The organism is Ideonella sp. (genome assembly GCF_041287625.1).
GTDB lineage: Bacteria > Pseudomonadota > Gammaproteobacteria > Burkholderiales > Burkholderiaceae_C > Ideonella.
In genome coordinates this window covers 70067-91127 of the sequence record NZ_JBGGNH010000067.1, presented here as the reverse complement: position 1 = coordinate 91127, position 21061 = coordinate 70067, and the positions used below count along the sequence as shown (strand labels likewise).

General features: G+C 64.4%; 21 protein-coding genes. 3 read left to right on the top strand and 18 right to left on the bottom strand.

Going from position 1 to position 21061, the window contains the following annotated elements:
• Positions 1 to 49: 49 nt before the first annotated feature.
• The 17 genes from rnc to ACAH41_RS24825 all read right to left on the bottom strand — a co-directional run bounded on the left by rnc (position 50) and on the right by ACAH41_RS24825 (position 15852).
• Positions 50 to 757 carry a ribonuclease III gene (gene rnc / locus ACAH41_RS24905; protein ID WP_325650597.1) on the bottom strand — a complete coding sequence of 236 codons (708 nt, stop codon included), beginning with the start codon at positions 755 to 757 and terminating at the stop codon, positions 50 to 52.
• Between the two features lie 23 nt (positions 758 to 780).
• Positions 781 to 1170, bottom strand: coding sequence for a DUF4845 domain-containing protein (locus ACAH41_RS24900; protein WP_325650595.1), 390 nt, complete (start codon positions 1168 to 1170; stop codon positions 781 to 783).
• Positions 1171 to 1212: 42 nt separating this feature from the next.
• Positions 1213 to 2181, bottom strand: coding sequence for a signal peptidase I (gene lepB, locus ACAH41_RS24895; RefSeq protein ID WP_325650593.1), 969 nt, complete (start codon positions 2179 to 2181; stop codon positions 1213 to 1215).
• A gap of 13 nt (positions 2182 to 2194) precedes the next feature.
• Positions 2195 to 4003, bottom strand: a complete 1809-nt coding sequence (gene lepA / locus ACAH41_RS24890; RefSeq protein ID WP_325650592.1) for a translation elongation factor 4 — start codon at positions 4001 to 4003, stop codon at positions 2195 to 2197.
• A gap of 665 nt (positions 4004 to 4668) precedes the next feature.
• Positions 4669 to 6120 carry a Do family serine endopeptidase gene (locus ACAH41_RS24885; protein ID WP_325650591.1) on the bottom strand — a complete coding sequence of 484 codons (1452 nt, stop codon included), beginning with the start codon at positions 6118 to 6120 and terminating at the stop codon, positions 4669 to 4671.
• A 58-nt stretch (positions 6121 to 6178) separates the two neighbouring features.
• The gene (locus ACAH41_RS24880) at positions 6179 to 7285 is read right to left on the bottom strand and encodes a MucB/RseB C-terminal domain-containing protein (RefSeq protein WP_370538582.1); all 1107 of its coding nucleotides are present in this window, start codon (positions 7283 to 7285) and stop codon (positions 6179 to 6181) included.
• Positions 7260 to 7895 carry a sigma-E factor negative regulatory protein gene (locus ACAH41_RS24875; protein WP_325650590.1) on the bottom strand — a complete coding sequence of 212 codons (636 nt, stop codon included), beginning with the start codon at positions 7893 to 7895 and terminating at the stop codon, positions 7260 to 7262. The genes ACAH41_RS24880 and ACAH41_RS24875 overlap by 26 nt, the downstream gene beginning before the upstream one ends.
• A 42-nt stretch (positions 7896 to 7937) precedes the next feature.
• Positions 7938 to 8552 (bottom strand): RNA polymerase sigma factor RpoE, encoded by a 615-nt coding sequence (gene rpoE, locus ACAH41_RS24870; protein WP_325650589.1) that lies wholly within the window; start codon positions 8550 to 8552, stop codon positions 7938 to 7940.
• On the bottom strand, positions 8549 to 8896 hold the full coding sequence (locus ACAH41_RS24865) for a hypothetical protein (RefSeq protein ID WP_325650588.1): 348 nt from the start codon (positions 8894 to 8896) through the stop codon (positions 8549 to 8551). The genes rpoE and ACAH41_RS24865 overlap by 4 nt, the downstream gene beginning before the upstream one ends.
• Positions 8897 to 9125: 229 nt before the next feature.
• The gene (gene fabF / locus ACAH41_RS24860) at positions 9126 to 10370 is read right to left on the bottom strand and encodes a beta-ketoacyl-ACP synthase II (protein ID WP_325650586.1); all 1245 of its coding nucleotides are present in this window, start codon (positions 10368 to 10370) and stop codon (positions 9126 to 9128) included.
• Positions 10371 to 10415: 45 nt separating this feature from the next.
• Complete coding sequence (gene acpP / locus ACAH41_RS24855; RefSeq protein WP_141284195.1) at positions 10416 to 10655, bottom strand: acyl carrier protein; 240 nt, start codon at positions 10653 to 10655, stop codon at positions 10416 to 10418.
• A 71-nt stretch (positions 10656 to 10726) separates the two neighbouring features.
• Positions 10727 to 11482 carry a 3-oxoacyl-ACP reductase FabG gene (gene fabG / locus ACAH41_RS24850; RefSeq protein ID WP_325650662.1) on the bottom strand — a complete coding sequence of 252 codons (756 nt, stop codon included), beginning with the start codon at positions 11480 to 11482 and terminating at the stop codon, positions 10727 to 10729.
• Positions 11483 to 11484: 2 nt separating this feature from the next.
• Entirely contained in the window at positions 11485 to 12423 is a 939-nt protein-coding gene (gene fabD, locus ACAH41_RS24845; RefSeq protein ID WP_325650583.1) for an ACP S-malonyltransferase, read from the bottom strand.
• Positions 12424 to 12450: 27 nt separating this feature from the next.
• Positions 12451 to 13509 carry a beta-ketoacyl-ACP synthase III gene (locus tag ACAH41_RS24840; RefSeq protein WP_370538581.1) on the bottom strand — a complete coding sequence of 353 codons (1059 nt, stop codon included), beginning with the start codon at positions 13507 to 13509 and terminating at the stop codon, positions 12451 to 12453.
• The gene (plsX, locus tag ACAH41_RS24835; RefSeq protein ID WP_370538585.1) at positions 13506 to 14540 is read right to left on the bottom strand and encodes a phosphate acyltransferase PlsX; all 1035 of its coding nucleotides are present in this window, start codon (positions 14538 to 14540) and stop codon (positions 13506 to 13508) included. Before plsX ends, ACAH41_RS24840 begins: the two co-directional genes overlap by 4 nt.
• A 237-nt stretch (positions 14541 to 14777) precedes the next feature.
• Entirely contained in the window at positions 14778 to 14960 is a 183-nt protein-coding gene (gene rpmF, locus ACAH41_RS24830) for a 50S ribosomal protein L32 (RefSeq protein WP_141284187.1), read from the bottom strand.
• A 334-nt stretch (positions 14961 to 15294) separates the two neighbouring features.
• The gene (locus ACAH41_RS24825) at positions 15295 to 15852 is read right to left on the bottom strand and encodes a YceD family protein (RefSeq protein WP_325650578.1); all 558 of its coding nucleotides are present in this window, start codon (positions 15850 to 15852) and stop codon (positions 15295 to 15297) included.
• Between the two features lie 40 nt (positions 15853 to 15892).
• On the opposite strand from ACAH41_RS24825, the gene ACAH41_RS24820 reads away from it, so the two are divergent.
• Both ACAH41_RS24820 and ACAH41_RS24815 read left to right on the top strand, forming a co-directional pair.
• On the top strand, positions 15893 to 16522 hold the full coding sequence (locus ACAH41_RS24820; RefSeq protein WP_325650576.1) for a Maf family nucleotide pyrophosphatase: 630 nt from the start codon (positions 15893 to 15895) through the stop codon (positions 16520 to 16522).
• On the top strand, positions 16519 to 17292 hold the full coding sequence (locus tag ACAH41_RS24815) for an SAM-dependent methyltransferase (protein ID WP_325650574.1): 774 nt from the start codon (positions 16519 to 16521) through the stop codon (positions 17290 to 17292). Before ACAH41_RS24820 ends, ACAH41_RS24815 begins: the two co-directional genes overlap by 4 nt.
• A gap of 72 nt (positions 17293 to 17364) precedes the next feature.
• Here the strand turns inward: ACAH41_RS24815 and ACAH41_RS24810 are convergent, their stop codons facing one another.
• Complete coding sequence (locus tag ACAH41_RS24810; protein ID WP_325650573.1) at positions 17365 to 18894, bottom strand: DEAD/DEAH box helicase; 1530 nt, start codon at positions 18892 to 18894, stop codon at positions 17365 to 17367.
• Between the two features lie 225 nt (positions 18895 to 19119).
• On the opposite strand from ACAH41_RS24810, the gene ACAH41_RS24805 reads away from it, so the two are divergent.
• Positions 19120 to 21060, top strand: coding sequence for an SLBB domain-containing protein (locus ACAH41_RS24805; protein WP_370538580.1), 1941 nt, complete (start codon positions 19120 to 19122; stop codon positions 21058 to 21060).
• Position 21061: the final 1 nt, after the last annotated feature.

Below are 21061 nucleotides of genomic sequence, written 5' to 3'. Positions count from 1 at the left end.
GCGGGCAGGAAAAAAGGAAAAGCGCCGCTGTCAGGACGCCATTGGACTCTCAGCCGCGTGGCGGCCGGTGCTGAGCGGCCTCGTCGGCCTGCAAACGGGCCAGCACCTTGTGCGCGGCATCTTGCTCGGCGGCACGGCGCGAGCGCCCTTCGCCGGTTTCCAGCACTTGCAGGCTGGGCACCGCACACTCGACCTCGAAGGTCTGCGCATGGGCCTGGCCGCGGGTGGCTGAAATGCGGTAGGTGGGCACCGGCACCCGCCGGCCCTGCAGCCATTCCTGCAATTCGGTCTTGGCGTCCTTGCGCCAGCTGTCAGCCGTGGTCGAGACGATGATCTCACCGAACAACTGCTCGACCAGGCCGTGCGCAGCCTCGTAGCCACCGTCCAGGTAGACCGCACCGATCACGGCCTCAGCGGCATCGGCCAGGATGGATGCGCGCTGCGCGCCACCGCCTCTGGCCTCACCTTCGGACATGCGCAGCTCTTCAGGCAGCCGCAGCTGGAGCGCCACCTTGTGCAGGCTTTCCTCGCGCACCAGGTGGGCTCGCACGCGGGTCAGATCACCTTCGTCGGACTCGCCAAAGCGGTCAAACAGCAGGCGAGACACCGCCAGGTTCAGCATCGCGTCGCCCAGGAACTCCAACCGCTCATTGTGCTCCGCACCGAAGCTGCGATGGGTCAGCGCGCGATGCAGCAGCTCGGGCCGGCTGAACCGGTGACCGAGTCGTTTCTGCAGGGCGTCGTGGCGGGAATCCATCGTGTCTGGGTGCTTGCGCTGGCTCAGCGGTTGCCGCCCCGGTATTTGATCAGCAGGAAGACAGGATCCATGATCTCCACTTCCTTGTCATAGGCGAAACGGATCTTCACCTTGTCACCCGTGGTGTCGATCTCCAGGTCGCTGCCGCCAATGTCGCTGATCGAATATTCGATCTGCTTTTGCGTCTCGAAGGCCCGGCGGATCTCCGGCACGCTGGATGCACCGCTGTCGGCGATCTTCTGCACCGCGCGGCGGATTGTGAAGTACTCGTTCAGCGTGGGCAGGACCTTGATGGCCACCACGCCGACAAAGGCAATGAGGATCGCCAGGAACACCATGCCCATGAAGGAGATGCCGCGCTGACGGGCAGCGCCAGCGGCACGGGGGGCTCGGATCAAGCTAGCTGTGGCCATGTCACCCTTGTCGTCAAACGCCTGAGGTCAGTGGAAGTTGGATCAATGGAAGCCGCCGATGCGACCGAGGTTGCCGAAGTTCATCCAGATGAAAAACGCCTTGCCGACCACGTTTTCGTCCGGCACGAAACCCCAGTAGCGCGAGTCCAGCGAGTTGTCGCGGTTGTCGCCCATCATGAAGTAATGCCCGGCCGGCACCTTGCAGACGAAACCTTCGATGCTGTAGCGGCACAGTTCGCGCTGAGGAAAGCGGCTGACCTGCATCTCGTTGAACGGCGCGATCTGCTTCTGGCGCTGGATGCGGTGTTCCACCGGCCCGAGCTGCTCGCTGAACTGGGCCATGTAGTGGATGCTCTCGTCATCGTAGGCTTCGCCCAGCGAGGTCAACGCAGCGGGTTGGCCATTGATCTTCAGCTGTGCGTTCAGGTAGGAGACTTCGTCGCCAGGCAGGCCGACCACACGCTTGATGTAGTCCATGCGCGGGTCCACCGGATAACGGAACACCACCACGTCGCCGCGCTGCAACTCATGGTTGCTGATGATCTTCTTGTTGATCACCGGCAGGCGAATGCCGTAGTGGAATTTGTTCACCAGGATCAGGTCACCGATCTGCAAGGTGGGAATCATCGAGCCGGACGGGATCTTGAAGGGCTCGAAGAGGAACGAGCGCATCACGAACACGACGATGATCACCGGGAACAGGCCTGCCGTCCAGTCCAGCCACCAGGGCTGCTGCAGCGCCCGGTCGCGGGCTTCGGCGACATCGCCGTCGACCTTCTCGATGCCCAGCCGGGCCAGTTCGGCGCGGCGGGCGGCGTCACTGGACTCGAGTTGAGCGGCCGCCCTCTCGCGTGCCGGCCGGAAGCGGAAACGCTCGGCCAGCCAGAAGGCGCAGGTCACTGCGGAAAGGATGAACAGCAGCAGCGAGAAATTGCCGTACCAGTAATCCAGGTACCAACCGCCAAGGTAGACGATCAGGGCGCCATACAAGGCGGCGGTGAGAGCACTCATCGGTTTGTTGTTGTCAGTCATCCACTTGAAGAATGGCCAAGAAGGCTTCCTGCGGCACCTCGACGGAGCCGATCTGCTTCATGCGCTTCTTGCCGGCTTTCTGCTTTTCGAGCAGCTTGCGCTTGCGGGAAATGTCGCCACCGTAGCATTTTGCCAGCACGTTCTTGCGCAGCGCCTTGATGTTCTCGCGCGAGATGATGTTGGCCCCGATCGCCGCCTGGATGGCCACGTCGTACATCTGGCGCGGAATGTGTTCACGCATCTTCGCAGCCACGCCGCGGCCACGGAACTGGCTCTGCGCCCGGTGCACGATGATGGACAGCGCATCGACCCGGTCGCCGTTGATCAGGATGTCGACCTTCACGACATCGGAGGCGCGGTATTCCTTGAACTCGTAGTCCATCGACGCATAGCCGCGCGACACGCTCTTCAACTTGTCGAAGAAGTCCAGCACGATCTCGGCCAGCGGCATCTCGTAGGTCAGCATGACCTGGCGGCCGTGGTAGGCCATGTTGAGCTGCACGCCACGCTTCTGGTTGGCCAGCGTCATCACCACGCCGACGTAGTCCTGCGGCATGTAGAGGTGCATCGTGACGATGGGCTCGCGGATCTCGCGGATGCGACCCAGGTCCGGCATCTTCGACGGGTTCTCGACCTGGATGACTTCGCCGTCGTTCAGCTCGACCTGATACACCACGCTGGGCGCGGTCGTGATCAGGTCCTGGTCGAACTCGCGCTCCAGCCGCTCCTGCACGATCTCCATGTGCAGCAGGCCAAGGAAGCCGCAGCGAAAGCCGAAGCCCAAGGCTTGCGAGACTTCCGGCTCGTAGCGCAGCGATGCATCGTTGAGCTTGAGCTTCTCCAACGCGTCGCGCAGCTGGTCGTATTCGCTGGCCTCGGTGGGATACAAGCCTGCAAACACCTGCGGCTGGATTTCCTTGAAGCCGGGCAGCGCCTCGGTGGCCGGGCCCGCATTGTTCGGCAGTTTCTTTTCCAGGGTGATGGTGTCACCCACCTTGGCAGCCTGCAGCTCCTTGATGCCGGCGATGATGAAACCGACCTCGCCAGCCTTCAGCGACTCGCGGTTCTCGCTCTTGGGCGTGAACACGCCCAGGTGCTCAATCGGGTAGACGGTGTTGGTCGCCATCATCCGGATGCGCTCGCCCTTCTTCAGCTCGCCATCCACCACCCGCACCAGCATCACGACGCCGACGTAATTGTCGAACCAGCTGTCGATGATCATCGCGCGAGGCGCGCCGTCGGGCTGGCCGCGTGGCGCCGGCATGCGAGTGATCACCGCCTCGATGATCTCGTCGATGCCCATGCCGGTCTTGGCTGAGCACGGGATCGCGTCATCGGCGTCAATGCCGATCACGTCTTCGATCTCGGCCTTGGCGTTGTCCGGATCCGCCTGCGGCAGGTCCATCTTGTTGAGCACCGGCACGACCAGCACCCCGAGGTCGAGTGCGGTGTAGCAGTTGGCCACCGTCTGCGCCTCAACGCCCTGGCTGGCGTCGACCACCAGCAGCGCACCTTCGCAGGCCGAGAGCGAGCGGCTCACTTCATAAGAGAAGTCCACATGCCCGGGCGTGTCGATCAGGTTCAGGTTGTAAGTGCGGCCATCACGGGCCTTGTACTGCAAGGCCGCGGTTTGCGCTTTGATCGTGATGCCGCGCTCGCGCTCGATGTCCATCGAGTCCAGCACCTGGGCTTCCATCTCTCGGTCGCTCAGGCCGCCGCAGCGCTGGATGATGCGATCGGCCAGCGTGCTCTTGCCGTGGTCAATGTGGGCAATGATGGAGAAATTTCTGATGTGGTCCATGAGCGGCAAGGGCCCGGCGTGGCGCCGGAGAAAAACAGCAGGTGCCGAGTTCGGCACACGCCAGCCACACAGATGCGCGCGCAGCGGAAACAGCTGGAAAGCTGCTGAACAAGCGCCCAAAGCTCACCCTGGCCACACGCTTGGTCGCAATGGCAGAGGCAAGCCGCATCAAGGCGGGGAAAGCGGGCAAAGAGTCAAAAAAAAGGCACGTCCAATAGAAGACGCGCCTTCCAACAAAACGTATGGCAACTGCTTGTTGGGCCTTCATTGTAGCCAAAAGGGCCCGAGTCCAAAGGCCGTCTTGGAGGGAACCGGGGTCGTTGCAGACCACCAACAAGGGCCGCGGACGATAATTGTTCACACCTTATTCACAGGCGTTGGCAGCCCGCAGACTCGTGGCGCCAACGCCACGAAGAGATTGCGGCAACGTACCGAATGACCGGTAACAAGCCTGGATTGTATCGCCCGGTCATCACAATCGCCGCGACCCAACGCCAGGTCAGCACTCACTCGCACATCGAACGACTCAAGCATCGAGCTATTGAAACATGGTTGGCGATTACAAACATGGCAACAGCTTCTCATCCAATGAAAAGACCCGCCATCCCAGTAGGTTGGCGGGTCTTTGAGCGGAGGCGGCGGGTCGACCCGCTCGACATCAACCTTCAGCGCACCGGCTGGATCACCACGTAGTTGACCCACTCGCCGCGGCGCACCAGCACCGTGACGCGCTTGGCCTTGTCCAGCTTGGCGACCACACCCCCAAACTGCTTGGCATCAGTGATCTGCACATTCTCGACCGACAGGATCACGTCGCCCTCGCGCAGGCCGGCCTTGGCCGCCGCGCCCTCGACACCCTCGATCTTCACACCGCCCTTGACCCGCAAGTCGCGCTTCTCTGCCTCGCTCAGGTCCACCACGTTCAGGCCCAGCGAAGCCTTCACCGGCGTTGCAGGCACGGTCGGTTTTTCTGCATCGAACTCACCCACGGTCACGGCCACGTCCTTGTAAGCACCGCGCCGGAACAACTGCAAGGTGACCTTGCTGCCAGGCTTCACGGCACTGATCATGCGCGGCAGATCGGTCGCCCGCTCCACCGCCTTGCCATCGACCTTGACGATGATGTCGCCAGCCTCCAGCCCGGCCTTCTCGGCCGGCTGGCCGGCTTCGACCGACTGCACCATCGCGCCGTTCGCCTTGCCGAGCCCGATCGATTCCGCGACCTCCTTGGTCACCGGCGCAATTGCCACGCCAATGCGGCCCCGGATCACCCGGCCGGTGGCGCGCAATTGATCGGCCACGCGCATCGCTTCGTCGATCGGGATCGAGAACGAGATGCCGGCGTACCCGCCAGACGGGCTGTAGATCTGGGAATTGATGCCGACTACTTCGCCGCGCATGTTGATCAGCGGGCCGCCGGAGTTGCCGGGATTGATCGCCACGTCGGTCTGGATGAAGGGCAGCAACTCACCGGTGTCGCGCTGCTTGGCGCTGACGATGCCGGCAGTCACCGTGTTATCGAGGTCAAACGGCGAGCCGATCGCCATGACCCATTCCCCGACCTTCAGCTTGCCAACATCGCCAACCTTGACGAACGGCAGGCCGGTCGCTTCGATCTTGACGACGGCCACGTCGCTGCGCTTGTCGGCGCCAATGACCTTGCCCTTGAACTCGCGCTTGTCGGCTAGCCTCACCAGCAATTCGTCGGCACCGTCGACCACGTGCGCATTGGTCATCACCAGACCGTCGGCACTCAGGATGAAACCGGAGCCGATGCCGCGCCGCGTCGGCTCGTCGTCATCGTCACCATTGCCGCCGCCACGCGGCGCATTGCGCGGCATCGGAATGCCAAAGCGCTTGAAGAACTCTTCCAGGCCAGGATCCATCTGCGGGCCGGCACCAGCGCCACCGCTGCCCAGATGCGCCTTCTCGGTGGTGCGGATGTTCACCACTGCCGGTCCGACCTGCTCGACAAGGTCGGTGAAATCGGGCAGCACCCGGGTTTGTGACCAAGCCTGTGCCGGCGCAAGCAAACCCAGCGCGGAAACACTCAGCAGCGCTGCGGCCACACCAACGCGCGCACGCTCGCGCACCGACGAAACAACACCCCCAAACATGCCTTCTCCTTCTTGGGAACCACCGCCTCTGGCGAGCGGACTGAAAAACCTCAAGGTCTCAACGCCTGTGGTCCAGCGCGGCCGCGATCCTTTTCAGGGTGTCCATGGGCACGTCGCCCATCACGGTCACCCATTGATCATCGCGCCTGGCCATCAAGGTATGGGTTGCCCCAATGGCCGCATGGACTTCGCGTTGGTGCCGCTCGGCCTGGAAAGGTTCAATGAACACCGACACGTGGGTCAGCCCATCGGAATAGATGGCTTGCAGCACGATGGGCGAATCAGGAGCGCCGGTCGGATCCAGGGATCGCTTGGCGCAATGCACTTCGCGAAAACCGGCAGGCAGCGCGCCCAGTGTCCAGCCTTCGGCATCCAGCGAGGTCGGCAGCACGGCAGGTCGCAGCACGCGGTAGCCGTCGCGCTTTTTCATGCCGGCCAGTACCTGGTCGGGCTGGGGTTTGACGCCAATGACCAACTCCGAGAATGCGGCCGACTCCAAAGTCTGCCCGCCGCTGCCAAGCACCTCGGCGCGCAGCAGCAGGCCAGTCTGATGCTCGGCCCACAGCCGCTGACTGAAGCGGGCGCTGTCCTTGGCTTTCAGCAGTACCACGTCGGCGTCCAGGCCGGCAACGCGGTCACGGCCAAGCGAACGCAATTCGTACCATTCCAGCACGCGGCGCTCCGAGCCTGACAGCAGCGACGGGAAAGTGGCGCGAGGATCGCGACGTTCAATCAACGCCACGCGGGCACGGGGCCACAGCGTCTGCACCTCGTCGTTGTGGCGCCAGATGCTGCGCGGCTCACCGTCCAGCGCTTCAACACGCTCGTATTGCTGGGTGCCATCGAAATAGTGTGCAACGCGCGAGCTGCTCACTGACCCGCCGCCGCTGACCACCAACGTGCCCTGGTAGTTTCGCGAAGCCGCAGCTTCGCTGCTTCGCATCAGCCAGGCACGCGCATCCAGCGTACCGGCCGCATCACTGGCCGCCTGCGCAAATGCCACCGCCGACCCGCTGGCCAGCAGGCAAGACACCAACACCCCTGGCCAAACCCGCCATGGCGCCAGCGAGGCGCCGATCCAAGCCGCACCCGCCATCCGCCTTGCGACCCAAGGCCTGCTCTCCGCTGTCATCTTGCGGTCAGCGGCCTTCAGGCGTGAGCGCAACCTGGCGCACACCACCGGGCGCCGCCAGCGAAGGCCCTTGCGCAAACTGGCGATGTGCCGCGAGATAACGGTCCAGGTCCGGGCTGCGCTCCATCGCATTGCCCGATTCGATCAGCGCAGCGGGCATCGAAGCGCTTCCATCGGCCTGGGCCAGCTCGGCAGCAACTGGCGCCTCGGACGATGGCCCGGCACGCCAGACCAGCGACACACCAGCCACCACCATGAAGCTGGCGGCAACCGCCGCCGTCGTGGTCCAGCCACGTCGCGCGCGGCCAATGGAGGCCACTTGAGCGCCTCCGCCCCCCGCAGCCACCACTGCCGGCTTGGACGGCGGCGCGACCAGCACCGCAGGCGCCAGCACCACGGGTTCCTGGACCAGCCTGCCACGCAGGGCGAGCAGGAATGCAGCGTCCCGCCGCGGCGCCGACGCAAGGTCGTCCGAGCGCAGCACATCCCCGATCAGCGCATAGCTGTGCCAGCTCGCGCGCAACTCGGGGTCTTGGCGCCAGGCGTCCACCGAGAGGCGCAGTTCGCGCCCATCGGCCTCGCCATCGCTCAAGGCCGAAAGGCCCTGCAGCATGCGCTCATGATCGTTCGACGGCTCCAACATCATCTCAGCTCCAGACAGCGGTCAGGCTCGACCAAATCCAGGTCACCAACGTTCACCGTTTTGTGTATCCAACAGCGGTTTCAAGCGCTGTGCGATCGCTTCCCGGGCGCGAAAAATCCGCGATCGAACGGTACCGATCGGGCAATTCATCACGTCAGCAATCTCTTCGTAACTCAGTCCTTCGATCTCACGCAGCGTGATGGCCTGCCGCAAGTCTTCGGACAAGGCCTCGATCGCCGCGTTCACCGTGGATGCAATTTCCTTGCTCGCCAACAGCGCCTCAGGCGTGGCCATGTCGATTTGTTCCATTTGCGGCCGGGAAGTTTCGTCATCGTCATCCCCTGTTGCCATTGCGGCTTCGGTGATCACGGGATCCCGCTTCAAATCGACCAGCGCCTTCTTCGCAGTGTTGACCGCGATCCGGTAGAGCCAGGTGTAAAACGCACTCTCGCCACGGAACTGCGGCAGTGCGCGGTAGGCACGGATGAAGGTCTCCTGGGCAATGTCAAACACCAGGTCGCTGTCACGCACCATGCGGCCGATCAGCCGCTCGATGCGGCGCTGGTACTTGACCACCAGCATTTCGAAAGCCTTGACATCGCCTTGCTTGACGCGCTCAACCAGCGCGGCGTCGACATCGGGCTGAAGGCTGCTCATGCGGCGGGCGCTCCCGCACCCAAAACGGGCTTCGGCAACCGCACCTGCACCGGCGGTGCACCCACCGCGACACGCAGCGCATGCCAGGCTGTCGCCCCAGCGGCACCGCGAGACATGGGCAACCAGCGCGATGGCTGCGCGGCATCGCTGCGCCAGCGCAGCAGCATCCAGTCACCCCAATCCAGCATCAAGGTCGGCACGCCAGCCGCGTCCAGCAGGCGGCCATCCGCAGCCAGCAACCCCCAGCCCGCGCCGTCCCAGCGCAGGCGCGAGACGGGTCGCGCCATCAAGTATCGATAAAGCCCCACGGCCAGCAAGGCACTGGCCACCAGCAGTGCAGACATGCCACCGCCACCCGGCAATGCACCGCTCACCGGCCGGCCCGCCTGCTGGCACCAATGCATCCACAACCAACCCATGAAGGCACTGGCAGCAAGGCCAGTGGCAACAGCAGCCAGCGCGGACCAGAGGCCGCGGCTGGCCAGCAGGCAATCGGTAGGAGGCGGTACGCGGCGCATCAGGCCCGCCTCGACAGCATGGGGCGATGCAACAACTTGGCTTGCGTGTCGGCGCTCAAATGCGCCTGAACACCAGCGTGCCGTTGGTGCCGCCGAAGCCGAAGTTGTTCTTCACCGCAATGTCGATCTTCATCGCGCGCGCGGTGTTGGCGCAGTAGTCCAGGTCGCACTCGGGATCCTGGTTGAAGATGTTGATGGTCGGTGGCGAAATCTGGTGATGCAGCGCCAGCACGGTGAACACCGACTCGATGCCACCCGCGCCACCCAGCAGGTGACCGGTCATCGACTTGGTCGAGTTCACGACCAGGCGCTTGGCATGGTCGCCAAAGGCCAGCTTGATCGCGTTGGTCTCGTTCAGGTCCCCCAACGGCGTCGACGTGCCATGGGCATTGAGGTACTGCACCGCATCGGCGTTGATGCCGGCGTCGCGCAGCGCGGCCTTCATCGAGCGCTTCGGACCGTCCACGTTGGGCGCGGTCATGTGATACGCGTCGCCGCCCATGCCGAAGCCGATCACTTCCGCGTAGATCCTGGCGCCGCGCTTCTTGGCGTATTCGTATTCTTCCAGCACCACCACGCCACCGCCCTCGCCCAGCACGAAGCCGTCGCGGTCGCGGTCCCAGGGCCGCGAAGCGGTGGCTGGGTCGTCGTTGCGGGTTGACAGGGCGCGTGCGGCCGCAAAGCCACCAACGCCCAGCATCGACACCGTGGCCTCGGCGCCTCCGGCGACCATGACATCGGCGTCGCCATAGCCGATCATGCGGGCCGACTGGCCAATGCAATGCAGGCCGGTGGTGCAGGCCGTAACCACGGCCAGGTTCGGGCCGGTGAAACCGAAGCGGATCGACACATGGCCGGAGATCATGTTGATGATCGAGGCCGGGACGAAAAATGGTGAGATGCGGCGCGGGCCGCGGTCGACGACCATGCGAGCGGTCTGTTCGATCTCCGGCAGACCGCCGATGCCCGAGCCGATCATGCAGCCGATGCGTTCGGCCGTTTCCTCGGTCAGCGCGTCGCCAGTGGGCAGGCCGGCATCCTGCACGGCCTGGATGGCAGCGGCCACGCCAAAGTGGATGAAGCTGTCCATGTGCTTGGCTTCCTTGCCGGGAACGTATTCCTCGACATTGAAGCCCTTGACCTCGCCTGCAAAACGGCAGGCGATGCCTGAAGCATCGAACTTGGTGATGGGCGCGATGCCGGAACGACCTGCAAGCAGGTTGCTCCAGCCCTCGGAAACCGTGTTGCCGACCGGGCTGATGAGCCCCAGGCCGGTGATGACGACACGTCGACGGGTCATGCGTTCAGATCAGATCGTTATGGGGCGGAACTGCACAAGGCCTTGTCAGGCCTTGGCATTGCCCTTGGCATAGTCGATCGCCAGCTGGACGGTGGTGATCTTCTCGGCTTCCTCATCAGGAATCTCAATGCCGAATTCATCTTCCAGTGCCATCACCAGTTCGACGGTGTCGAGCGAGTCGGCACCCAGGTCGGCCACGAAGGCCTTTTCGTTGGTGACGTCGGCTTCCGGAACACCCAGTTGCTCTGCGATGATTTTCTTGACGCGTGCTTCGATGTCGCTCATGACTCCTCCAGGAGGGATTGCGTAAAACGGGCCGGATTCTACGCTGGCAAGCGCGGAGCCCGGCGGGGGGATCAGTTCATGAACATGCCGCCATTGACGTGCAGCTCTGTTCCGGTGATGTAAGCCGCTTCAGGGCCGGCAAGGAAGGCGACCGCATGCGCGATCTCCTCAGGCTGGCCCAGGCGCTGCAGCGGGATTTGCTGCAACAGCGCAGCCTTCTGCGCCTCGGGCAGAGTGTCGGTCATGTCAGTGGCAATGAAGCCAGGGGCGACACAATTCACTGTGATGCTCCGGCTGCCGAGCTCACGCGCCAGCGCCCGCGTCATGCCGGCCACACCGGCCTTGGCGGCCGCGTAGTTGGCCTGGCCCGGGTTGCCGGAAGCACCCACCACCGAAGTGATGCTGATGATGCGGCCGAAGCGCTGCTTCATCATCGGGCGGATCGCCGCCCGCGAGAGCCGGAAGACGGCGCGCAGGTTGGTGTCCATCACGGCATCCCAGTCGTCATCCTTCATGCGCATGGCCAACTGGTCCCGCGTGATGCCAGCGTTGTTGACCAGCACATGCAGGCCGCCCTGGTCCTTGACCAGTTGGTCCATGCAGGCGTCCACCGCGGCGGCGTCGGTCACATCCAGCTTCAAGCCATCACAGCCAGGGAATTCGGCCAGTGCGTCGCGGATGGCCTGAGCACCGGCATCGGTGGTCGCGGTGCCCAACACGCGAAAGCCGCGCGCAGCGAGGGTCAAGGCGATCGCCCGGCCAATGCCGCGCGTGGCGCCTGTCACCAACGCAACCTGCGCGGATGCTGCAGAAGTACTTGCAACCATGCTCATGCCAATGCCTCCTTGGCCAGGGCCAGGCTGGCCGGATCGAATACGCAAACCGCGTTCAGCTCAGGTTCGATGCGCTTGACCATGCCGGTCAGCGCACGACCAGGGCCAGACTCGATCACATCGGTCAGGCCTTGCGCACGCAAGGTCTGCACGACCTCGACCCAGCGCACCGGGCCAAAGGCCTGGCGGTACAGCGCGTCGCGGATCGCTTCAGCGCTGGTCTCGACCCGCACGTCAATGTTGTTGACCACTGGCACCGACGGCGCAGCGAAAGCGATTTCCGCCAGCTTCACCTTCAGTGCTTCGGCAGCGGGCTTCATCAGGGTCGAATGAAAAGGTGCCGAGACCGACAGCAGCAAGGCACGCTTGGCGCCCATGCCCTTCAGCGTGGCGCAGGCCGTGTCCACGCCCAGCTTGGTGCCAGCGATCACGGTCTGCTTCGGATCGTTGAAATTGACCGCCTCGACCATCTCGCCGCAAGCCTGCATGGCCTCAGCGCAACCGGCCCGGACAATCTGCGCGTCCAGTCCCAGGATGGCCGCCATGCCACCCTGCCCGACCGGCACGGCGTCCTGCATGGCCTGCGAGCGAAGCCGCACCAGCACCAAGGCATCTGCCAATGTCAGGCTGCCAGACGCGACCAGTGCGGTGTACTCACCCAACGAATGGCCGGCCATGGCCACCGGCGCGAAACCGGTTTCGGCAGACCAGGCGCGGTAGCAGGCCAAACCGGCCACCAGCATCACCAGTTGGGTGTTGATGGTCAAGTCCAGCTGCTCTTTCGGGCCTTGCCGTATCAGTGTGCGCAGGTCGCGGTCGAGCACGCTGCTGGACTCATCCAGCGTCTGCTGCACGGCAGGGTGATCGCCCCATGCGTCGAGCATGCCGACGGCTTGGGAACCCTGCCCGGGAAAGACAACGGCAAATCGTTTCATGGGATCACACCAGCTTGGGTCGAATCTTCAGAAATCCAGCAGCACAGCGCCCCAGGTGAAGCCGCCGCCCACCCCTTCGAGCAAGATGGTCTGCCCACGTTGCACGCGGCCGGAACGCACGGCATGGTCCAGCGCCAGCGGAATGGACGCAGCAGAAGTGTTGCCATGCTCGTCCACCGTGACGATCAGCTTGTCGGCGCCGAGCTTCAGCTTGCGCGCCGTGCCCTGCATGATGCGGATGTTGGCCTGGTGCGGAATCAGCCAGTCGATGTCGGCCTCGGTGCGTCCAGCAGCGGCCAGGGTTTCCCGCGCCACGCTTTCCAGCACCGACACTGCCAGCTTGAACACGGCTTGACCATCCATCTTCAGCAAGGGATCGCCCAGCACCTGACCGCCCGCGACTGTACCCGGCACGCACAGGATCTCGCGGTAGCGACCATCCGCATGCATGCGGCTGGCCAGGATGCCAGGCTCGTCCGAGGCTTCCAGCACCACTGCGCCAGCGCCGTCACCAAACAGCACGCATGTCGTGCGGTCGTTGAAGTCCAGGATGCGCGAGAACACTTCGGCACCGATCACCAGCGCACAACGCGCAGCGCCCGTGCGGATCATCGAATCCGCTACCGAGAGCGCGTAGACAAAGCCGGAGCACACCGCCTGCAGGTCGAAGACCGGGCAACCGTGCACGCCCAGCTTGCGCTGGATGATGCTGGCGGTCGACGGAAAGACCATGTCCGGCGTGGACGTGGCGACGATGATCAGGTCGACCTCGTCGGCGCGCCGGCCGGCGGCCTCCAGCGCATTCAGCGCCGCGCCCAGGCCCAGGTCACTGGCGCATTGTTCGGCGGCCGCAAAGTGGCGCGCCCGAATGCCAGTGCGCTCGACGATCCAGGTGTCCGAAGTCTCCAGGCCGCGCGCGGCCAACTCGGTCGCCAGTTCCTCGTTGCTCACACGGCGCGACGGCAGCATGCTGCCCGTGCCGGTGATGCGGGCATGAAGAGCGGGCGCCGTCACAGCCGGGAACTGAGGACTGGGCAGCGAGGCGCCGGGGGCGGCGCCACCCGAGGAAGCAGAAGAAAGCGTCATGCAGCAGGTCGAACCGGCTGATCACCGGGAAGCGCAGGCATGGCCTGCAGGGTCTCGACGATGCGGTCATGGACCTGGTCGAGCAAACGGTTGTGCGCCGCATCATAAGCCCGCGACAAGGCCCGCCCAAAGGCGTAAGCGTCAGCTGACCCATGGCTCTTGAACACCAGCCCCTGCAGACCCAGCAAGGCCGCGCCGTTGTAGCTGCGCGGGTCGACCCGGGCCCGAAAGCGCTTGAGCACAGGCATGGCAACCAGCGCTGCCAGCTTGGTCCACCAGTTGCGGGTGAATTCTTCGCGGATGAACTGGCTCAGCGCATGTGCGAGGCCTTCGGTGGTCTTCAGCGCGACATTGCCGACGAAGCCATCGCAGACCACGATGTCCGCCGTGCCTTCGAAGATGTCATTGCCTTCGACGTTGCCGTGATAGTTCAGGTGTCCGCTGGCCGCCGCAGCACGCAGCAGGTCGCCGGCACGCTTGATGGTTTCACTGCCCTTGATGACCTCGGAGCCGATGTTCAGCAGGCCGACGGTCGGATTGGGCTTGCCCTCTACCGCCGCGACCAGCGCGCTGCCCATGATGGCGAACTGCAGCAGGTGCTCCGCCGAGCAATCCACGTTGGCACCCAGATCGAGCATGGTGGTGAACTCGCCGCGCACGTTCGGGATGACCGAGGCGATCGCCGGACGGTCGATGCCTTCCAGCGTCTTCAGCAGGTAACGCGCCAATGCCATCAAGGCACCGGTGTTGCCAGCCGAAATGCAGGCATCGGCTTTGGCGAACCCGTCGCGCAACTTCAGCTGCGAGATCGCAATGCGCATGGACGAATCCTTCTTGCGGCGCAATGCCACTTCGACCGGATCGTCCATCGCCACCACCTCGGTGGCGGTGACCAGCGTGCAACGCGGCCATTGCGCGGCCGGCGCCAGCGCGTCGGCGGTACCGACCAGCAGCAACTCGACCTCGGGATGCGAATCCAGGAAGGCGCGGCAAGCAGGCAGCGTGACCGAGGGTCCGTGGTCGCCACCCATGCAGTCCACCGCCAGGCGGACGCGGCTCAGCGGCGTCAAGGAAACAGATTCGGACACGGTAATCTCAGGCCGAACGGCCCGACTCACAACGAAACAGACATGACAAAACCCGCGCGAACTGGCTTCAGGACAGCAAGGCGGCGCGGGATTTGAATTGGGGAGTGAATTGCCGCCCTTGACGCAGGCGGCACACACTCAGGGCAGGCACAGGGCCGACCCATGGCCCGAGCGGACAGCTCAGGCGTCTGCCTTGGTCTTCAGGACCTTGCGACCACGGTAAAAGCCGGTCGGGCTGATGTGGTGGCGCAGATGGATTTCGCCGGTGGTCGATTCGACAGCGGTGCCCGGCTGGGTCAGCGCATTGTGCGAACGGTGCATGCCACGCTTGGAGGGCGATTTCTTGTTTTGCTGAACGGCCATGGAATTCTCCTGGGACGCCGGGGCCCCGGCGAATAACGACGCTGCTGCAGCGAGCCAGCCCTACAGAGCGGCCGCGCAAAGCGCCAAAGTCAATGAAATCGGTGAGACCTGAGGTCACCGCACCGCATCCGCCGAGTCCATGACCAGCCCACAGGGGGCAAGCCAAATCGCTCAAGGCCTTTGACCAGAAGCTCAGCCAAGAATCTGACCGAGACATCCGGCCGATGCGGCCAACTCGACCGCCCATCGGCTGTTAGCCAAAGGCAATGCGGAAAAGCCGCGGATCATAGCATGGATCGACTGCTCCAAACAGCCAGCGAGGCCGCCGCGCCGCTCAGTCCTGCTTCTTCCTCAGCTGCGCCAGCACGGCAAAAGGATTGGGCTGCGCCTCGTCTGCCTCAACCTCGTCTTCCGGCAAAGGCAGCGGCTCGGGACACACCTCATGGCGCGGCACCAGCGGCAAGGCCAGCAACAGCTCGTCCTCGACAAGCTCGCGCAGGTCCATCCAGCGCTGCAAGGCCAGCACGTCGTCCTCGCTGTCGGCGTCCATCTCGGCGGCGGACGCCTCGTCCGACACGAAACGCAGCGAGCAATCCACAGCCACATCACTGACCACCGGCCCCAGGCAGCGCTGGCAGCAAAGGCTCAAGTTCACCTCGGCCTGCAGGTGCAACCAGACCTCGGGCGTACCACCCGTCACCGGGCGCTGCTCGCCTTCGGCCTGCCAACGCACCACGGCGGGCGCAACATCGCCCGTCAACAGCTGAGCCTCGTCCAGCCGAGACAACTCGCCAACCGGCCATTGCCCAGAAATCGAACGCCCCTGCTCAGCCAGGGCAGCCACATCCAGACGCAGCGGGTCAGGTGTAGAAGAAGACGCGGAAACACTCATGCCGCCAGTGTACGGCGGTGGCGGATGGGACAATCCCGCGATGACCGAGTTGTCCGCCGCCCCACCCCCTTCACAGGCAGCGCCTCGCCTGATCCTGGCATCCACTTCCCGCTATCGGCGCGAGTTGCTGGAACGCCTGCGCCTGCCATTCGAGATGGTTTCGCCAGAGGTCGACGAGACGCCACAACCCGGCGAAGCGCCGGCCGCGCTGGCCCAGCGACTGGCACTGGCCAAGGCCCACGCGGTGGCCGCCCGGCACCAGGATGCGATCGTCATCGGCTCGGACCAGGTGGCGGATGTGGGCGGCCAGCCGATCGGCAAACCCGGCACGCACGAGCGAGCGGTGCAGCAACTGCGCCAGATGAGCGGGCGCCGCATCGTGTTCCAGACCGCAGTCGCCGTGGTGCGCGCCAGCGCCCGTTTCGCAGAGGTCCGGCTGGCACCGGTGAATGTGCAGTTCCGCACCTTGAGCGAGGCAGAGATCGAGTTCTACCTCCGGCTCGAACAGCCGTATGACTGCGCCGGCAGCGCCAAGTGCGAAACGTTGGGCATTGCACTGCTGTCGGCCATCGAATCCGACGACCCGACCGCGCTGATCGGCCTGCCGCTGATGCGCACCTGTGAGCTGCTGCGCAGCGCTGGGCTGGACCCTTTGAAAGCAAAGCCATGAGCGCCACAAATAACCCAACCGGCCGACTGCTGCTGGTTCCGAACACACTGGACCTTGGCACCGAGCCGGAAGCCATCGAGACGGTGCTCAGCCCGGCCATCCTGGCCATTGCTGCCCGGCTGGATCACTGGGTGGTGGAAAACGCCAAGAGCGCACGCGCATTCCTCAAACGCGTCGATGTTTGCGTGCCATTGCACGCGCCGCTGCAAAGCCTGCAGATCGTGGAGCTGCCGCGGCCGCGCAAGGGCGACCCGAATGCGCAGATCGACGCGCAGGCCTGGCGCGCACTGCTTGCGCCCGCGCTGGCAGGCCATGACCTGGGCCTGCTGTCAGAAGCGGGCCTGCCTGCGGTGGCCGACCCCGGTGCGGCACTGGTGCAAGCGGCGCATGCCGCAGGCGTGACAGTGCAACCCCTTCCCGGCGCCAGTTCGCTGACGCTGGCCCTGGCCGCCAGCGGACTCAACGGCCAGCGCTTTGCATTCGAAGGCTATCTGCCACAGGAGGCCAGCAGCCGAGCGCAAAGGGTGCGTGAGCTGGAGCAGCGCTCACGGCGCGAAGGCCAGACGCAGCTGGTCATCGAAACGCCTTACCGCAACCAGGCTTTGATGACGGCGCTGATGCAACTGCTACAAGCCGAGACCATGCTCAGCGTGGCATGTGGCCTGACGTCGCCCGCGGGCTGGTGCAAAACCCAGTCGGTCGCGAATTGGCGCGCAGCCAAACCGGAACTGCCAGACAAGCTCCCGGCCGTCTTCATGTGGCAGGGCTGAAGGCCTCAGACCAAGCCGCAGGCTACCAGTAAAACGGCGCCCCGCAGGGCGCCGTTCACGGTGCAGCAAGCGTCAGCTTTTTGCGCCACCCAGCAAGGCAGCAAGCTTGCGCTTGGGTCGGATGTTGGGCGAAAGGCGGGCTGCCGAAGGCACGGCCGGCGCAGACTTTTCCCATGCCGCCGGGCCATCCAGGCTGGCGGTGGGCTCGTAGGGCCGATCGAAGAACGGATCACGAGGCGCGGAACGCGACTCGCTGCGGCGCGGCGGGAAAGGCCGACGGGACTCGGCCCCCTCTCCACCCGAAGCAGCCGAGCGGGATTCAGTCCGCGGCTCCGCGCGGTACTCGGCGCGCGGCTCGCTGGCACGGCTTTCGTCGCGCTGCCAGCTGCTGCGGCGCGGACGCTCCTCGTCCAACTCCACCGCATCCAGTTCGATCTTTTTCTTGATCAGCTTTTCGATGTCGCCGATCAGGCGCGTGTCATCACGCGTCACCAGCGTGATCGCCACCCCTGACGCACCCGCGCGGCCGGTGCGGCCGATGCGGTGCACATAGTCTTCTGCGTTGAACGGCACGTCGAAATTGAAGACCGCCGGCAGGTCGGCAATGTCCAGCCCGCGCGCCGCAACATCGGTCGCGACCAGGATGTCCACCTCGCCCGCCTTGAAGGCCGCCAGGGACTTCAAGCGCTCATCTTGCGACTTGTCACCATGCAAGGCGGCCGTGCGCAGGCCGTCACGCTCGAACGAACGCGCCAGCCGGGCCGCGCCCAGCTTGGAATTCACAAAGATGATGGCCTGCTTGATGCCGCGATCACGCAGCACCTTCAGCACGGTGGCGCGCTTGTCGTCGTCGGTGACGCTGATGAAGCGCTGCTCCACATTGGTCGCCGTGGCATTCGCACGCGCCACTTCCACCAGGATGGGGTCCTGCAGGTAGCTGTTGGCCAGGCGCTTGATCTCGGGCGAGAAAGTCGCCGAGAACAGCAAGGTCTGGCGCTGCTTCGGAAGGTAGCTCAGGATGCGCTGCAGGTCCGGCAGGAAACCGATGTCCAGCATGCGGTCGGCCTCGTCCAGCACCACGTACTCGACCTGGTTCAGCACGCAGTTCTTGGCCTCGATGTGATCCAGCAAGCGGCCCGGCGTGGCGATCAGCACCTCAACGCCGCCCTTGAGCTCCAGCGTCTGCGGCTTCATGTCCACGCCGCCAAACACCACCGCAGCCCGCAGGTTGCTGTGCTTGGCGTAGGCCTTCACACTGTTCGCGACCTGGTCGGCCAGTTCCCGCGTCGGTGCCAGCACCAATGCCCGCACAGGATGCCGGGCAGGCGACACGCTGCTGGTTTCATGCCGCATCATCTTCTGCAGCAGCGGAATCGAGAAGGCGGCCGTCTTGCCAGTGCCGGTCTGCGCCGCCCCCATCACATCCTTGCCTTCCAGCACGAGGGGAATGGCCTTCGCCTGAATGGGCGTCATGAACGCATAGCCCTGATCGGCCACGGCCCGCAGCAGCTTGGGATCCAGCGGCAGGGTGTCAAAACGAGCGGGAGGGGTCGGCGCCTCAACGGCGTCCGGCGGCACAAGGGCGGCGGTTTCATTGGTCATTGCTTTCCATTATCGCCTGGAAAGGCTTGACACGCACGGAGGAAGGCGGCATGCAGCATCGTGGCGAAGGGGCTTCAGGGAATTTCCGCCTCTGGCAACCTCAGGTTTCACCGGACGGATGCCCGCTAGAATCGCAGGCTGTGCAGCCACCCATCAGCGCGCTGCGAAATCAAAACGACCTCGCTGTCATCAATGCATTCCTCGCACACTTCCGGCACCTCGCCGGTGAAGCATCTGGCCCGTTGCGGTTTGATGTTGCTGGCCTTTCATGGCCTGCTCTCCTCAGCGCTGGCAGAGCAGAACAGTGACCGAGAACAGTCGCCAGGCAGCCCAAACGCATCTGCCGAACAGGACACAAGCTCGACGCAGCTGAGGTCCACCACAGCGGACCAAACAGCCAACACGCTGAATTCCGCCCGCAATCGGCGGGACAGTCAAATCGTCATTCAGCGCGCGCCGTATGTTCCGAACGAGTTCGAACGGTACGTGCAGACGCAGGCGAACCGACTGAGCCAGTTGTCACCCAACAATGCGTCATCCAACAACGCGTCACCTAACAACGCATCGGGCAACAGCAATGGCGAACAGATTCGCCGCCTGGGCGCGGACCTGCTGACGGATTTGCCAGATGGCTTGGGCAACCAGGATCCCCTGCCCCAGGTACCGGACGACTACATCGTCAAGCCGGGCGACGAAATCGCCTTGACAATGTGGGGCTCGGCAGATGCCAACCTGCGCCTGCCTGTCGACCGATCGGGACAGATTGCTGTGCCGCGTGTGGGCACCGTCGCCGTGGCCGGCACGCGTCAGGCAGAACTTGGAAACGTCATCAGCCGCCGAGTCTCCCAGGTCTTCCGCAATTTCCAACTGTCCGCGAACGTGAGCCAACTGCGCTCGGTGCGCGTGTTCGTCACCGGCTTCGCCCAGCGCCCCGGCAGCGTCAGCGTCAGTGCCCTGTCGTCCATCCTGCAGGCGGTGATGCGCGCAGGAGGCCCTGGGGCAGCCGGAAGCTTCCGTGACATCACGCTGCGGCGAGGCGGCAAGGTCGTTGCCAAACTGGATCTGTATGACCTCATCGTCAGAGGCGACCGCGGCGGCGATCAATGGGTTCAACCAGATGACGTGATCCACATTGGTCCGGTCGGACCCCAGGTGGGTGTGATCGGCAGCGTGAACCTGCCGGCGGTGGTCGAACTCAAGTCCGGCGAGACACTGGTGGACGCAATTGCGATGGTGGGTGGCTTCAATGCGGTGGCGGATCGTTCCCGCGTGGCTGTTGAGCGCCTTGCAGATCGCGCAGCGGGCCGGGTCGCGCAAGTGTCCATGCTGACTGCGGAAGGCTCCCGCAGTGCGCTGGGTGCGGGCGACCTCGTGCGGGTCTTCAGCGCGATCAGCGCCACATTGCCGCAGGAAAAGCAGAACAAACGTGTGCGCGTAGAAGGCGAAGTTGCACGTCCGGGCGACTATGTGCTGCCTCCGAACAGCAGCCTCGCGGATGCGGTGCAGGCTGCTGGCGGCCTCACCCCAGACGCGTACCTGTACGGCACAGAATTCACAAGAGAAAGCGTTCGGCAGGCCCAGCAGCAGAACTTTGACCGAGCGCTCCGCGACCTCGAAACCGACCTGGCGAAAGGCGCATCAAGCCGACGCGTCGCAACAACCGAAGAAGTCGCGACGCTGGCGGCTGCTGACACAGCAAATGCCCGCCTCGTGGATCGCCTTCGCCAAGTCCGCCCCACCGGACGAGTGGTCCTTCAATTGCCACCCCAAGCAACCGCGCTGCCAGCAATGGGCCTCGAAGATGGAGACCGCCTCAGCATTCCCGCGAAGAGTACTTCTGTCGGCGTGTTCGGCAGCGTATTCAATTCGGGCAGTTTCATCTATGCGAATGACAAGCCCATCTCGCACTACGTGGACCAAGCGGGCGGCCCCACGCGCGGCGCCGATCCGGCAAGCATGTTCCTGATCCGCGCCAACGGCACCGTGGTCAGCGCCCGCCAAAACGGAGAGCGAACTTTCGAGGCTCAAACCGTGCTTCCGGGCGACACGGTGTTTGTGCCAGAGGAAACGAACAAGACCACGTTCGTACAAGACGCCAAGGACTGGACGCAGATCTTGTATCAGTTCGGCCTGGGTGTTGCCGGCATCAAGTCGTTGGGGCTGTGAC